The sequence below is a fragment of the Streptococcus sp. 343_SSPC genome, assembly GCF_001072385.1.
Taxonomy (GTDB): Bacteria; Bacillota; Bacilli; order Lactobacillales; family Streptococcaceae; genus Streptococcus.
The window spans coordinates 62,368-76,145 of the sequence record NZ_JVKU01000005.1; the positions used below are offsets into that span (position 1 = coordinate 62,368).

The 13,778-nt window shown below is 42.1% G+C and carries 11 protein-coding genes; 4 read left to right on the forward strand and 7 right to left on the reverse strand.

Annotated features, from left to right (window positions below; translation table 11 throughout):
• The first annotated feature begins 28 nt into the window (after positions 1-28).
• On the forward strand, positions 29-1,690 hold the full coding sequence (locus ADH27_RS00595) for an Rqc2 family fibronectin-binding protein (protein ID WP_048714896.1): 1,662 nt from the start codon (positions 29-31) through the stop codon (positions 1,688-1,690).
• A gap of 35 nt (positions 1,691-1,725) precedes the next feature.
• Here ADH27_RS00595 and budA read toward each other — a convergent pair whose 3' ends face one another.
• The 3 genes from budA to ADH27_RS00610 form a co-directional block, all read right to left on the reverse strand.
• Positions 1,726-2,442 (reverse strand): acetolactate decarboxylase, encoded by a 717-nt coding sequence (budA, locus tag ADH27_RS00600; RefSeq protein ID WP_048714898.1) that lies wholly within the window; start codon positions 2,440-2,442, stop codon positions 1,726-1,728.
• 149 nt (positions 2,443-2,591) lie between these two features.
• The gene (locus ADH27_RS00605; protein ID WP_023027056.1) at positions 2,592-3,830 is read right to left on the reverse strand and encodes a tetratricopeptide repeat protein; all 1,239 of its coding nucleotides are present in this window, start codon (positions 3,828-3,830) and stop codon (positions 2,592-2,594) included.
• Positions 3,820-4,989, reverse strand: a complete 1,170-nt coding sequence (locus ADH27_RS00610) for an AI-2E family transporter (protein WP_048691022.1) — start codon at positions 4,987-4,989, stop codon at positions 3,820-3,822. The genes ADH27_RS00605 and ADH27_RS00610 overlap by 11 nt, the downstream gene beginning before the upstream one ends.
• Before the next feature lie 175 nt (positions 4,990-5,164).
• Here ADH27_RS00610 and ADH27_RS00615 point away from each other — a divergent pair, with 175 nt between their 5' ends.
• Both ADH27_RS00615 and ADH27_RS00620 read left to right on the forward strand, forming a co-directional pair.
• The gene (locus tag ADH27_RS00615) at positions 5,165-6,175 is read left to right on the forward strand and encodes a lactonase family protein (RefSeq protein WP_048714900.1); all 1,011 of its coding nucleotides are present in this window, start codon (positions 5,165-5,167) and stop codon (positions 6,173-6,175) included.
• A gap of 76 nt (positions 6,176-6,251) precedes the next feature.
• Positions 6,252-6,437, forward strand: coding sequence for a hypothetical protein (locus tag ADH27_RS00620; protein ID WP_048714902.1), 186 nt, complete (start codon positions 6,252-6,254; stop codon positions 6,435-6,437).
• A gap of 102 nt (positions 6,438-6,539) precedes the next feature.
• On the opposite strand, the gene eno is transcribed toward ADH27_RS00620, so the two are convergent.
• On the reverse strand, positions 6,540-7,844 hold the full coding sequence (gene eno / locus ADH27_RS00625) for a surface-displayed alpha-enolase (RefSeq protein WP_006597394.1): 1,305 nt from the start codon (positions 7,842-7,844) through the stop codon (positions 6,540-6,542).
• A gap of 186 nt (positions 7,845-8,030) precedes the next feature.
• On the opposite strand from eno, the gene ADH27_RS00630 reads away from it, so the two are divergent.
• Complete coding sequence (locus ADH27_RS00630) at positions 8,031-8,474, forward strand: DUF1694 domain-containing protein (protein ID WP_048714904.1); 444 nt, start codon at positions 8,031-8,033, stop codon at positions 8,472-8,474.
• A gap of 323 nt (positions 8,475-8,797) precedes the next feature.
• Here ADH27_RS00630 and ADH27_RS00635 read toward each other — a convergent pair whose 3' ends face one another.
• From ADH27_RS00635 to gyrB, 3 genes are all read right to left on the reverse strand, one after another.
• The gene (locus tag ADH27_RS00635) at positions 8,798-9,916 is read right to left on the reverse strand and encodes a glycerate kinase (protein WP_048714933.1); all 1,119 of its coding nucleotides are present in this window, start codon (positions 9,914-9,916) and stop codon (positions 8,798-8,800) included.
• 91 nt (positions 9,917-10,007) lie between these two features.
• On the reverse strand, positions 10,008-11,732 hold the full coding sequence (gene ezrA, locus ADH27_RS00640) for a septation ring formation regulator EzrA (protein ID WP_006595947.1): 1,725 nt from the start codon (positions 11,730-11,732) through the stop codon (positions 10,008-10,010).
• Positions 11,733-11,818: 86 nt separating this feature from the next.
• The gene (gene gyrB, locus ADH27_RS00645; RefSeq protein WP_006595946.1) at positions 11,819-13,768 is read right to left on the reverse strand and encodes a DNA topoisomerase (ATP-hydrolyzing) subunit B; all 1,950 of its coding nucleotides are present in this window, start codon (positions 13,766-13,768) and stop codon (positions 11,819-11,821) included.
• Positions 13,769-13,778 lie beyond the last annotated feature (10 nt).

Here is a 13,778-nt window from a genome sequence, read left to right on the forward strand (position 1 = left end):
GAATTAGTCTAGAATGTTGAGGAACCCCATGTCTTTTGATGGATTTTTTTTACACCATATGGTGAATGAATTACAAAGCGAACTCCTATATGGTCGCATCCAAAAAATTAACCAACCCTTTGAACAAGAGTTGGTTTTACAAATTCGTAGCAATCGCAAGAATCAAAAACTCTTGCTGTCTTCCCACTCTGTTTTTGGTCGGATCCAACGGACTCAGACCAATTTTGAGAATCCTGCCTTCCCTAATACCTTTATCATGGTCATGCGCAAGTATCTCCAAGGGGCAGTCATTGAGCAGATCCAGCAACTGGAGAATGACCGTATTTTAGAAATTGCCGTCTCCAATAAAAATGAGATTGGGGATGATATATCTGTAACCCTGATTATTGAAATCATGGGTAAGCACAGCAATATCATTCTTCTGGACAAGGCAACTGGAAAAATCATCGAAGCAATCAAGCATGTGGGCTTCTCACAAAATAGCTACCGGACCATTCTCCCTGGATCAACCTATGTAGCTCCTCCAAAAACCGAAGCGGTCAACCCCTTTACCATTAAAGACGAAGCCTTATTCGCCTTTCTTCACCGAGAAGAGTTGACACCTAAAAACCTTCAAACCCATTTCCAGGGTCTTGGTCGAGATACTGCTCAAGAATTGGCCAGTCGATTAGAAAGCGGAGAAAAATTAAAAACCTTCCGAGCATTCTTTGAAGCTCCAACAGATCCCCGTCTAACGAAAAAATCTTTTGCTGCTCTCGCTTATGCAGATAGCCAGGAGGAGACCTTTGAAACCTTATCAGATCTACTCGACCACTACTACTTGGACAAGGCTGAGCGCGACCGGGTCCAACAACAAGCTGGGGAACTAATCCGCAAGGTGGATAATGAGCTAGAAAAGAACCGGAAAAAATTGGCCAAACAGGAAGCCGAACTAGCAGCGACAGAAAATGCCGAAGAATTCCGTCAAAAAGGCGAACTACTCACTACCTTCCTCCATCAAGTCCCAAATGATCAAGACCAGGTCACCTTGGACAACTACTATACCAACCAGCCTATTACCATTGCTTTGGATAAGGCCTTGACCCCCAGTCAAAATGCTCAACGCTACTTCAAGCGTTACCAGAAGCTAAAAGAAGCCGTCAAACATTTGACCTCTCTCATCCAGGAAACCAAGGAAACTATCTCCTACCTAGAGACGGTCGAGACCGCTCTGGCCCAAGCCAGCCTTTCTGAAGTAGCCGAGATTCGCGAAGAGCTGATCCAAACAGGCTTTATCAAACGACGCAACCGAGAAAAGATCCACAAACGGAAAAAACCAGAGAAGTACTTAGCATCAGATGGCAAGACCATTATTCTGGTCGGCCGGAACAATCTTCAAAACGAAGAATTGACCTTCAAAATGGCTAAAAAGGACGAACTCTGGTTCCACGCTAAGGATATTCCAGGTAGTCACGTGGTCATTACAGGTAACCTCAACCCTTCAGATGAGGTCAAAACCGATGCAGCTGAGCTTGCAGCCTATTTCTCTAAGGGACGCCTGTCCAATCTGGTCCAAGTCGACATGATTGAAACAAAAAAACTCAACAAACCGACCGGAGGAAAACCTGGATTTGTAACCTATACCGGTCAGAAAACCCTACGGGTCACCCCTGAAGAAGAAAAGATCAAATCTATGCGCATCAATGAGTAATAAAAAGGGCTGAGAATCATCTCAGCCCTTTTGTTTTATTCTGATTTGTGGATATCCTCTTTGACCTGGTCAACGTTGAACTTGGCAAAGAGATACTGGCGGTCCTGGACAGGAAAGCGTTGGTCCAATTGATCAATGGCTCCAACTTCGACGATGCCCTCTTTGATGACAAAATCCATAACATGTCCTCCAAAGGTATGGTCATCTGAGATAAAGTGAAGGTGATAGCCTGCTACACTGACCCCATGAAACATCTCTGGCGTCCAAAAACCAACAATGGTTCCTGTAACATTTTCTCGTGTAAATTCTGGCTGATGGGTTGCTACATCTGCAAACTTGGTCTCCGAAGTTGATTTGGGAATCATGCGCACATGCATTTTGGCGAAATCACCGTGAATCTTGATGGAACGAAACAAATTTTCGCCATCGTAATAAGATTCAATGCGAGCCTCTAACTCCTCATCTGTCATTTCAAAGCGTTGTCGAAAAATCACTTCGGCCTGGTGGGGAACAATGGCTGCATAGGGGACAGTCGCATCTGAAGATACTTCCACAATCTCTGGTTCCTCTCCTGAACCCTTAGCTTGATAAGCCTTACCATCTAAGACAATCAATTCGCCATCGATTGAGTCCAGGGTCCCAATTCCTAAATCTCCATGCTCTAGTAATTCTTTAACCGTAAAGGATCCTCCATAGAGACCAGCCATCAAAGCCCCCAAGGTATTGTATTGAAACAATTTCACCGGTTCCATTATCTTCTCCCTCATTCATCTTGTCTTCTTTTTAGCCCTTCCAGTATACCATATTCTCAAGGACAATAACAGAAAGACTGATTAAAAAAGAGCGGGACCGAACCATGATACAAACTTGTTCTGATTCCCGCCCTTCAAGGGTCAAGTAGTTAATCTTCTAACAGGCTCTCATAGAAAGCTTGCATTTGCCCATCATCTGGGACTAGCTGCAAATAGCCTTCTGCCACTTCCCGGGCTTTTGCGATTTGTCCCAACTCTCTCAAGAGGTAACTATAGCTTTCTAAGTACTCTGGATTTTCTTTCAAATCTGGGTAGAGCTCTTCATAGATCGGAGCCGCTTTTTCAACCTCTTCGAGTGCTACCAAGGCACGAGCGATATTCCAACGGGTGACGACATTTTCCACTTCCACTTCTTGCCATTCAAGGACGTCTTCATAACGTTCCTGTTCCAGATAAAGAGTTGTCAGACGAAGGGCGATATCTTCAAGATCCTCAGCAACTTCTTTGGCTTCTAACAAATACTTCTCTGCTTTTTCTGGCTGGTGCAACTCGTAGGCCAATTGGGAGGCTAGAAGGAGGAGATAAGCGTCAAAAGGATTCTTTTGGATTCCTTGCTCTGCTATTGCTAACGCTGTTTCTCGGTCATTTTCAGCTTGAAGAGCCAAGGCATAGCCGTATTCATACCCTTCAAAGTCTGGCGACAGTGTATCAATCTGCTTGAAGTAGATCAGAGAACGTTGATACTCTTCTCGGTCAGAGAGAAGGGTTGCCAATTCATAGGCAATCTGGTCATCAAACTCAATTTCCAAGGCCTTTTCTAAAAACTCAATAGCAGACTCAAACCGACCCAGATTCGCATAAGCATAGCCAATCCGCTGGTATGTGGAAATGCCCGTTTCTTCTAAAATGAGACGGTTGTCTAACTGAGCATACTCTTGAATGGCTTCTTGGTAATTTTCAAGTTCTAAATCAATCTCTGCCAAGCCTAGTTGAATAATAGGGTCATCTGAAAGAGTCGCTGCTTCCATCAGTTTTTCTCGAGCCACATCTGCCAAGCCCTCACTTTGGTAGAGGTCTGCCTTGACTAAGAGACTGGCTAGATACCATTCCGAACTTTCCGGGATTTCTTCCAAATAAGCAAAGGCTTCTTCCATTAGTCCATCTTCCGCTACGATAGTGGCTAGACTCAGATAGACCTCTGGATAATCATCTCTCAGATGCAAGTAGGTTTGCTTGGCTTCTGGGTAAAAACCAATACTTTCAAAATATTGTCCCAATTCTAACAAGGTAGCTGGATCATCTTCTAGCAAAGCCTTATCCAAATAAGCTGGCAGACGATCTAGCTCTTGTTTCTCAATTGCTTCTAGAATTTTTTGACTATTCTTCACTTTGAATTTCCTCAACTTCGTCCTTTTCGTACAAACCACTGACCTCTTTATACCATTCAAATAGAGCACTGATGACTACTTTAGCCGAAGCATAAACCGGGATTCCTAAGAAGACTCCCCAGATTCCAAACATAGAGCCAGAAGTAATCAATACAAACAGAATCGTGATTGGGTGGATATTGAGCTGACTCCCCAAGACAAGTGGGGAAACGAAACGTCCCTCGATTGTTTGCTCAACAATAAAGACAATGACGACTTTGACAAACATCTCTGGTCCTGCCACCAACCCCAAGACTAAGGCTGGGAGCATGGCCAAGAAGCTGCCCAAGTATGGTATCAAGTTCAAAAAACCAGCGGTTACACCGAGTGTCACAGCGTAACGAAGCCCAATGATCTTAAGCAGAAGAATAAACATTAAAGCTACGATGATAGCAACAGTAATCTGACCTCTGACATAATTAGCCAATTGTGTATTGACATCAGACAGTACTTTGTCTGCAGATTTACGAATCTTGGTTGGCAAGAAACGGATGATTTGCCCTTTTAAGTTCTTTCCATCTCTCAAAAGATAGAAGACGATAAAAGGCATAATAATCAAAGCGATAATGACCTGAGAGGCGACAGTAATCAGATTGCTGACCCAGTTGACTGCTCGGGCGGAAAAAGAACTCGCCCAACTGGTAATATTCTGCGACAATTGGCTGGTCCATTCATCCAGCTGAGGCTTGATTTCTGGCGACACTTTGTTGTCTAAGACATCATCGATGGTCCTATTGGCCTTTTCCAAGTAATCTGGCAGGTTCTTCATAAAACTAAGAACTTGATGTTGAATAGCTGGAATAGCGACAGCCAAGCCCCATAAAATGAGAAGCGCGATCAAAATAAAGACGATGGAAATTGCAATGATCCGTTTGACTCGGTGCCTTTCCAAAAAGTCCACGATTGGATTTAACAAATAATAGAGGAGCCCTGAAATAATGACTGGTAGCATGACTGCTGCTCCAAACTCTAACAGGGGTGTAAAAATAAAACTAATCTTGCTGAGAACTAAAATATTCAATCCCATCAGTAAGGTTACTAGAAAAACAGTAATGGCTTTATTATCTACAAACCATTTAAAAAACCAGGATAAACTAAAATCTTTTTCTTTATGTTCCACGGGAATCTCCTTCGTTTTCAATCTGTCTTTATTTTAGCATTTTTAGTCCATAATTTCACGATATAGCTGAAATGTGAGCTTTTTTTTAATGCTTAGCTTGTCAATCCTTCACCTAATCGTTTTCCATCCCCTTCTTTTCTGATATAATGGAGCTATCAACAAAGTCGAGGTGCATGTGATGCAAGATATTTATTTCGGAACCTATACCAAACGAGACTCTAAAGGAATTTATAAGGCTTCCTTCGATGAAAGAACTGGTCAACTTAGCGACTTAGAACTAGTTGCTCAAGAGCCAAACCCAACCTATCTCGCTTTTTCAAAAGCTGGTTTCTTATACAGTGTGGGTGCGGAGCAAGGTCTTGGCGGCATTGCAAGCTTTAGTCCTGATCACCAGTTAATCAATCATGTGGTCGAGGAAGGGGCGCCCCTCTGTTATGTCTCTGTTGATGAGGCGCGTGGCTTGGTCTATGGAGCTAACTACCACAAGGGACAAGTCCTCTCATATCGCATCCATGAAGATGGTCATTTAACCTTTGTCGACCAAGCGACTCATCAGGGTTCTGGACCTCACGAAAACCAAGCGAGTCCCCATGTACATTATGCAGATCTCACTCCCGATAAGCTACTCATCACTTGTGATTTGGGTACCGATCAAGTAGTGGTCTATCAAGTCGATGATCTTGGTAAACTAACGAAGACTCAAACCTATCAAACAGCTCCAGGTGCTGGTCCACGTCATATCATTTTCCACTCTCATTACAAGACCGCCTACCTCATTAACGAATTAAACGCTACCATCGATGTCCTTTTCTATGACGGACTTGGCTACTTTGAACATTTCCAAACCATCTCAACCCTACCTAAAGAGTATGAAGGTCAAAAATGGGCCGCTGCTATTCGCCTCTCAGAGGATGGGAAATTCCTCTATGCCTCAAATCGTGCCCATAACTCCATTGCAGTTTATGAAATCTTGGCAGATGGTAGCTTAGTGCTTCTGGAAATCGTTCCAACCAATGGTCTCAATCCGCGTGATTTCATTCTTAGTCCAGACCAAAAATACCTCATTGCAATTCATCAAGATTCAGACAATGCTACTGTTTTTAAACGCGACAAAGCGAGTGGTAGATTGACTGAATTGAGCCATGATTTCTACGTACCAGAGGCGGTTTGCGTCCTCTTCAACTAAGAATCAAAACGCTTGCTAGTTTGGTTGAAAAATGATTAAATAGTGATAATAATAAATTGTTTATAGGAGAAAACTCATGAACCCAATGGATTTGTTTAACCAAGTCAAAGAAATGATCGAAAAGAAAGATTTCGATGCTGCTAAAAAATTTATCGATGACAACAAGGATAACCTTGGTGACTACTTAGATCAAGCCAAAGCTCTTGTTGCTGGAAACGATCTCGTCAGCGGTGCTGTTGATAAAATCAAAGGCTTGTTCTAATAAAACGATTCCTCAACTAGATAGTTGAGGATTTTTTGTTTGGCCCGATAACAAAAAAATCCTTGAGAAAACTCAAGGATCTTTTATATCTAGTTAACTAGATTATTTTTTAAGGTTGTAGAATGATTTCAATCCACGGTATTCAGCTACTTCACCAAGTTGGTCTTCGATACGAAGCAATTGGTTGTATTTAGCGATACGGTCTGTACGTGAAAGTGAACCAGTCTTGATTTGTCCTGCGTTTGTTGCAACTGCGATGTCAGCGATTGTTGAATCTTCAGTTTCACCTGAACGGTGTGATACAACAGCAGTGTAACCAGCTTCTTTAGCCATTTCGATAGCTTCGAAAGTTTCAGTAAGAGTACCGATTTGGTTAACTTTGATAAGGATTGAGTTAGCAGCACCTTCTTGGATACCACGTGCAAGGTAGTCAGTGTTAGTTACGAAGAAGTCGTCACCAACCAATTGAACTTTCTTACCAAGACGTTCAGTAAGAGCTTTCCAACCTTCCCAGTCGTTTTCATCCATACCATCTTCGATAGTGATGATTGGGTATTTGTTAACCAATTCTTCAAGGTAGTCGATTTGTTCTGCAGATGTACGAACAGCAGCGCCTTCACCTTCGAATTTAGTGTAGTCGTAGACTTTACGTTCTTTATCGTAGAATTCTGATGATGCACAGTCAAATCCGATGAATACGTCTTTACCTGGTACATATCCAGCAGCTTCGATCGCAGCAAGGATAGTTTCAACACCATCTTCAGTTCCTTCGAAACGAGGAGCGAATCCACCTTCGTCACCTACGGCAGTTTCAAGACCACGAGATTTAAGGATTTTCTTAAGAGCGTGGAAAATTTCAGCACCGTAACGAAGAGCTTCTTTAAATGTAGGTGCACCAACTGGCAAGATCATAAACTCTTGGAAAGCGATTGGAGCATCTGAGTGAGAACCACCGTTGATGATGTTCATCATTGGAGTTGGAAGAACTTTAGTGTTGAATCCACCAAGGTAGCTGTAAAGTGGGATTTCAAGGTAGTCAGCAGCAGCACGAGCTACAGCGATAGACACACCAAGGATTGCGTTCGCACCCAATTTACCTTTGTTAGGAGTACCGTCAAGAGCGATCATTGCACGGTCAATAGCTTGTTGATCACGAACATCGTAACCGATGATTGCTTCAGCAATGATGTTGTTTACATTGTCAACAGCTTTTTGAGTTCCAAGACCACCGTAACGAGATTTGTCACCGTCGCGAAGTTCAACTGCTTCGTGTTCACCAGTAGAAGCTCCAGATGGAACCATACCACGTCCGAAAGCACCTGATTCAGTATAAACTTCTACTTCAAGTGTTGGGTTACCGCGTGAGTCTAGGACTTCGCGAGCGTAAACATCAGTAATAATTGACATTTCTTACTCTCCTTTGAGTTTAAATTTTTTACACCTCTATGATACCTTAAAAATACGCGTTTTTCAAGAAAAAACGTTATCTTTGTGCAGATTTTCCTTAACTTTATCAATAAATCGCTTTCTTTTTGTTTGGAACAGCCTTTATTCGTTTGGCATTTTCAACCTAAAGTATGATATACTATTCTTATGACTGATCTATCTAAAGAAATTATGGAAAAGGCTAACGGTGGCCTAAAATTAAATCCTGATGAACAACGTCGCTTTCTAGGTACATTTGAAGAGCGTGTTCTAGGATATGCCGATTTAAAAACTAGCAATAGTCCTCAGCTTCAGAAGGGCTTTTTGAAGGTGCTGAAAAGCTTGAATGAACAAGCTAGCCCTCTCTTTGTCAAGATTTCTCCAAATGTTGATTCTAGCGTCCAGTTGAGCTATCTAAAACAAGCAAAAGAATTTGGTTGCCAGGCTACTATTGTTTCGGAGGAACACGACTCCTCTCCTTTTGGGCTCGTGATTCATACAGATGCACCAGTGACCACTACTGACAAGGACCTCCGATCTGCTTTTTCGGATCTCTGGGAGGAAGAAAAGAAGCCGACCAAACCATCTCTTTGGAAAAAATGGTTTGGTTAATCAGAGCTGTCCCTTAGACATTTTATTAGTATTAAACATTAGATGGAAAAAAGCGGTTTAACCGCTTGAGTATGTAGACAAGCTATTGTTTTACATAAAACAGTTAGATGATTATCAAAAATGACTTTTAATTTTTAGTTATTTACGAAGATCAAAAACTTTCCGCTGTGAGAAAAATGCCTGAAACATAATTGTTCCAGGCATTCGGAATTATTGAGATCTTAGGCTCAATAATTAGTCATGGAACTTTGAAAAAGTTCGCTGACGTCCGTACTCACCTAAGGAAAGTTTTTCTGAAGACTTTATCTTCAATTTGAAGCGGTTTAACCGCTTTTTTCTATGCTTAATAGATTTCCGATATTTCTAGCTGTAAAGAGAAGATTTTCCCTCACATCCTTCAGAAGTTGCTCTAAACTATCGGGATGTTTCGTAATAGAAAAGGCACCGACTATATTTTCAAATGGGAGACTTGGTAAATTATCTGCAAGACTACCACAAATGGCTATTACTGGGATTCCTTTTGGGGTTCGTCTCGCAACCCCTATCGGAGCTTTCCCGGATAGACTCTGATGGTCCAGTCGTCCTTCACCGACAATGACCAAGTCTGCATTTGCTACTTTGGAATCAAAGTCGATCAGATCTAAACAGCTATCGATTCCTGATACCAGTCTCGCTTGCGCGAAGGCACAAAGACCCGCAGCAAGACCTCCACCAGCTCCCATCCCTGCTTGATTCAAAATACTTGGACAGTGCATTTCGTAAAAGCTGTAAATAGCTTGATCCACTTGCTCAAACATATTGGGACTGAGCCCCTTTTGTTTTCCAAAAATATAGGTCGCACCATTTAGTCCACATAAGGGATTGGAAACATCTGCTAAGATCTGTATCTGGACATTGTCTGGGATCTTGAACGCTTCCTCTTTACGGATGGAATCCCATTCTAAAAGACTTTGTCCACAGGCCTTTAATTCTCTTCCTTCTCGATCATAGAATTGGTAGCCTAGACCTGCTACAAGTCCTAGCCCACCATCATTGGTCGCTGTTCCTCCAACCCCGATATAAATCTCCTTTTTCCCCTGTTTGATTAAATAACAAATCAGTTCACCAATTCCTCGGGTTTCTAGGTCAAGTGGACGGCGTTGATTAACTGGAATTTTTCCTAAACCGATCAAGTCGGCTACTTCAAAGAGAACCAAAGAATCCTTCTCCATATACCGCATTTCTACCGGCTCTCCAAATGGACCTGTGACAAGGGTAAAAGTTTCCTTCAATCCCAATGAGTAGCTGATGGCATCCACTGTCCCTTCCCCACCATCTCCAACAGGACAGGTGACCGGTTCTACATCGAGGAGAGACTGACGCAAGCCTTCTGCAATAATTTCCGCTACATCTTTCGCAGGTAAGCTTTCTTTGAATGAATCTGGAGCAATTAAAACTTTCATGGACTCATCTCCTTTTTCTATCCTTCCCTTTCCCATCACAGCTTCATTTCCATAAAAAAACATCCAGGAATGTTCTCCTGGATGTTTTGGATTAGAATCGGATGGATTCTCTTGTTTTTTCAAATGAGGTAACAAATCTCTCTGTTACTCCTGGTTCTACTGTTTCCAATGCTTCTGAAATGACTTTGAATGAAGCAGGATAGTCATACTCTTTTTCAAAGATGTACAAGGCTTCATCAAACGCTGCTTGAACATGATCGTCGAATGAACGATAGCGATTTGAGTATTGAAGCAACTGCTCTGTTAGAGTAGCATATTGTACTAATTTGTAGGTTTCTTCCTCTAACTCTGTCATATCGTTGGTCAAAATATCCAGGAGACGGTTGGCGTTTTCAATATTGACACGACGACCTTCTAACTCAGCCAAGAGAGCTTCTGTGTTATCACTTGCAGTGAAGAAGATAGTTAGGAAGGATTGAGGGATTCCAGGTAAGTTACGCTTATCCATGTAACGCTTAATGGCATGTAAACGGTTGGCGTAGATATTTACCTTTTGACGAGCATTGGTGTCGTCTTTCTCAATCTTAGACAAGGTTTCGCTCAATGCAATTTGATCATCTTCAATCTCTTTCAAACGTTCTTCAATCGCTTCTAACTCTTCTTGAAGGATAGAGTAGGCTTTTTGAGTTTCAGATGTATCCTTCAAGGCATCTTCTACAACGAGCTCTTGAGCTGTTAATTCAGCTTCTAACTCTTTCAAATGATTTTCCTTGAGTTCTTTGCTTTCAAATGTTTTGCTGAGACGTTCAACTTCTTCTGCTAAACGCTTGTTATTTTCCTTCGCATGGGCAAGGTAACCTGGTAAGGCTTTGACCAATTTTTCAACAACTTTGTGTGATTCAATTTCACGAGTGAAAATATCATACAAGGCGTTGATTTCTTCTTGAATCTGCTCATTTTCATAGAGCGCATTATCTAATTCAAGAGCAGCAACATTTTGTAGGTTGGCTTTCAAAGCTGCATGCAATTGTTGGAAACGTGCTTCCAAATCGGTCTCTGTAAAATGATAACCAGACTCCAATAGTTTGCGATGACCAGCTTCCAAATCTTCCAATTGATCAGGAAGAGTTGTTTGGACATCCTTCACAATTGCAGGAACTTTTTCAACAATATGCGTCAAGGCTACAATGTGGTTTTCAGCCGTATCCAAAATTTCTGCAGCTTCAACAGGGTCACCTGATGAATTCAAGGTTACAAATTTTGAAAACTCAACTTGAATATTTTCAGCTTGCTTCTCGATTTCGGGAAGTGCTGGGCCGTATGCGTCTGGATCAGAAGCTACTTGTCTTTGCAAGTTTTCAAACATATCCAAGGCATGAACAACCCGACCGCTATTCTTTTCTTCTTTTTCTTTTAATTCAGATAAAGCTTGACGGATGGCCTTGATATCTTCATCAATCAATTGAACCTGACTCTCAATATTTCCAATTGCTTGCTTGGCTTTTAAAAAGCGGAAAGAATTGTTGTAGCCTTCTGCTTCAAAGAGGTTGTTCTCGATATCAGCAAAAGAATTGAGGGATAGGTCCACCCATTTTTGATTCCATTCACGAAATGCAACTTGACTTTGACCAATCAAATGCATATTCTTCACTTCTTCTACTTCATCATTTACCGGAAGGTTATACAACTGTTCTTTTCGTTCTTCCAGAGATGCCAGTAAGGCTTCGTTACGCTTTCTCAATAAGACTGCCACTACATATCCTAAAACCAAGAGGACCCCAATGACAATAATGAGAATAATTAGTCCACTAGACATATAAAAACTCCTTCATTAAATTACTTGAAAGTAATCGTAGTTATTATATCATAAATATTCGAATAATTGGCAAATATCGCAGAATTTTATACATCAAGTGTACTATATTCGGCATTTTCTTCGATAAATTCACGACGAGGTTCTACTCGATCCCCCATGAGCATATCAAAGATTTTATCTGCTTCTGCTGCATCATCAACTGTCACACGCGCCATGAGGCGATGTTCTGGGTTCATCGTTGTTTCCCAGAGCTGATGATCATCCATCTCACCCAAACCTTTGTATCGTTGAATCGTTGGTTTGGAACGACCTTCAGAATAGCGCTCCAAGGCTTCAGCCAATTCTGCTTCTTGGTTGGCTCCTGGTTGGATGTATTCTTTGATTTCACTACCGACTTTTACACCATAGATTGGTGGTTGGGCGATGTAAACATAGCCTGCCTCCAAAACTGGTTTCATATAGCGATAGATCAAGGTTAAGAGGAGGGTTCGAATATGAGCTCCATCGACATCGGCATCTGTCATGATGACTAATTTTTGATAACGGGCTTTTGATACATCAAATTCTGCACCAAAACCAGTTCCCATAGCTGTGAAAAGGCTACGAATTTCTTCGTTGGCTAAAATCTTATCCATGCTGGCTTTTTCCACGTTGAGGATTTTCCCCCGAATAGGGAGAATCGCCTGGAACTCGCGGTTTCGACCTGATTTAGCAGATCCTCCGGCAGAGTCTCCTTCGACGATGAAGAGTTCAGTCTCAGCTGGATTGTTAGATGAACAGTCTGCTAATTTACCAGGAAGGTTTGAGATTTCTAAACCAGATTTCTTACGGGTGACTTCACGGGCGCGCTTAGCAGCAACACGCGCTTTGGCAGCCAAAATTCCCTTTTCGACAATTTTCTTAGCAATCTGCGGATTTTCCAACAAGAAATCAGAGAAGGCATCGCTGAACAAGCGGTTGGTAATCTTCACCACTTCAGAGTTTCCAAGTTTGGTCTTGGTTTGTCCTTCAAACTGTGGATTTGGGTGTTTGACAGAAATCACTGCCGTCAACCCTTCCCGGACATCTTCCCCTGTTAGATTTTCTTCATTGTCCTTGAGAAGTTTATTCTTACGCGCATAGTCGTTGATAACACGGGTCAAAGCTGTACGGAAACCTTGTTCATGAGTCCCCCCTTCATGAGTATGGATGTTATTGGCAAAACTCATGACGGTTTCGTGATAACCAGTCGTATACTGCATGGCTACTTCAACCGTGATATCATCCAATTCTCCATCGGTATAAATCGGAGTTTCGAAGATGACATCCTTGTTTTCGTTGATGTATTCTACATAACTAGCAATCCCACCCTCATAGTGGTAATCTTTCGTTTGCTCCTGCCCTTCACGCTTGTCCGTGATCGAGATTCGTAAGCCACGGTTCAAGAAGGCTAATTCTTGAATCCGCTTATTCAACTTGTCAAAATCAAAGACGGTTGTTTCTGTGAAAATCTCTGGGTCTGGAGTAAAGTGAACAGTTGTACCAGTTCGATCTGTTTCACCGATTACTTCAAGATCTGCAACGACTTGACCGCGTTTGTATTCTTGGTAATGAATTTGACCATTCTTATGGACGTGCACATCCAACTGAGTCGACAAAGCATTTACGACGGATGATCCAACTCCATGGAGTCCACCAGAAACCTTGTAACCACCACCGCCAAATTTTCCTCCCGCATGGAGAACGGTAAAGACAGTCTCAACCGCTGGACGGCCCGTTTTTTCTTGAATATCAACCGGAATACCCCGTCCATCATCGACGACTGTAATCGAATTGTCCGCTTCGATAAAGACTTCGATATGGCTAGCAAAGCCTGCAAGGGCCTCATCGATTGAGTTATCGACGATTTCCCAGACCAAATGGTGAAGACCTTCTTTAGAAGTGGATCCAATATACATCCCCGGACGCATCCGAACTGCTTCTAAACCTTCTAAAACCTGAATCTGACTGGCATCATATTCTTGACCAGTCGTTTCTTGCTTCAATTCTTCTGTCATTCTTTCCCTT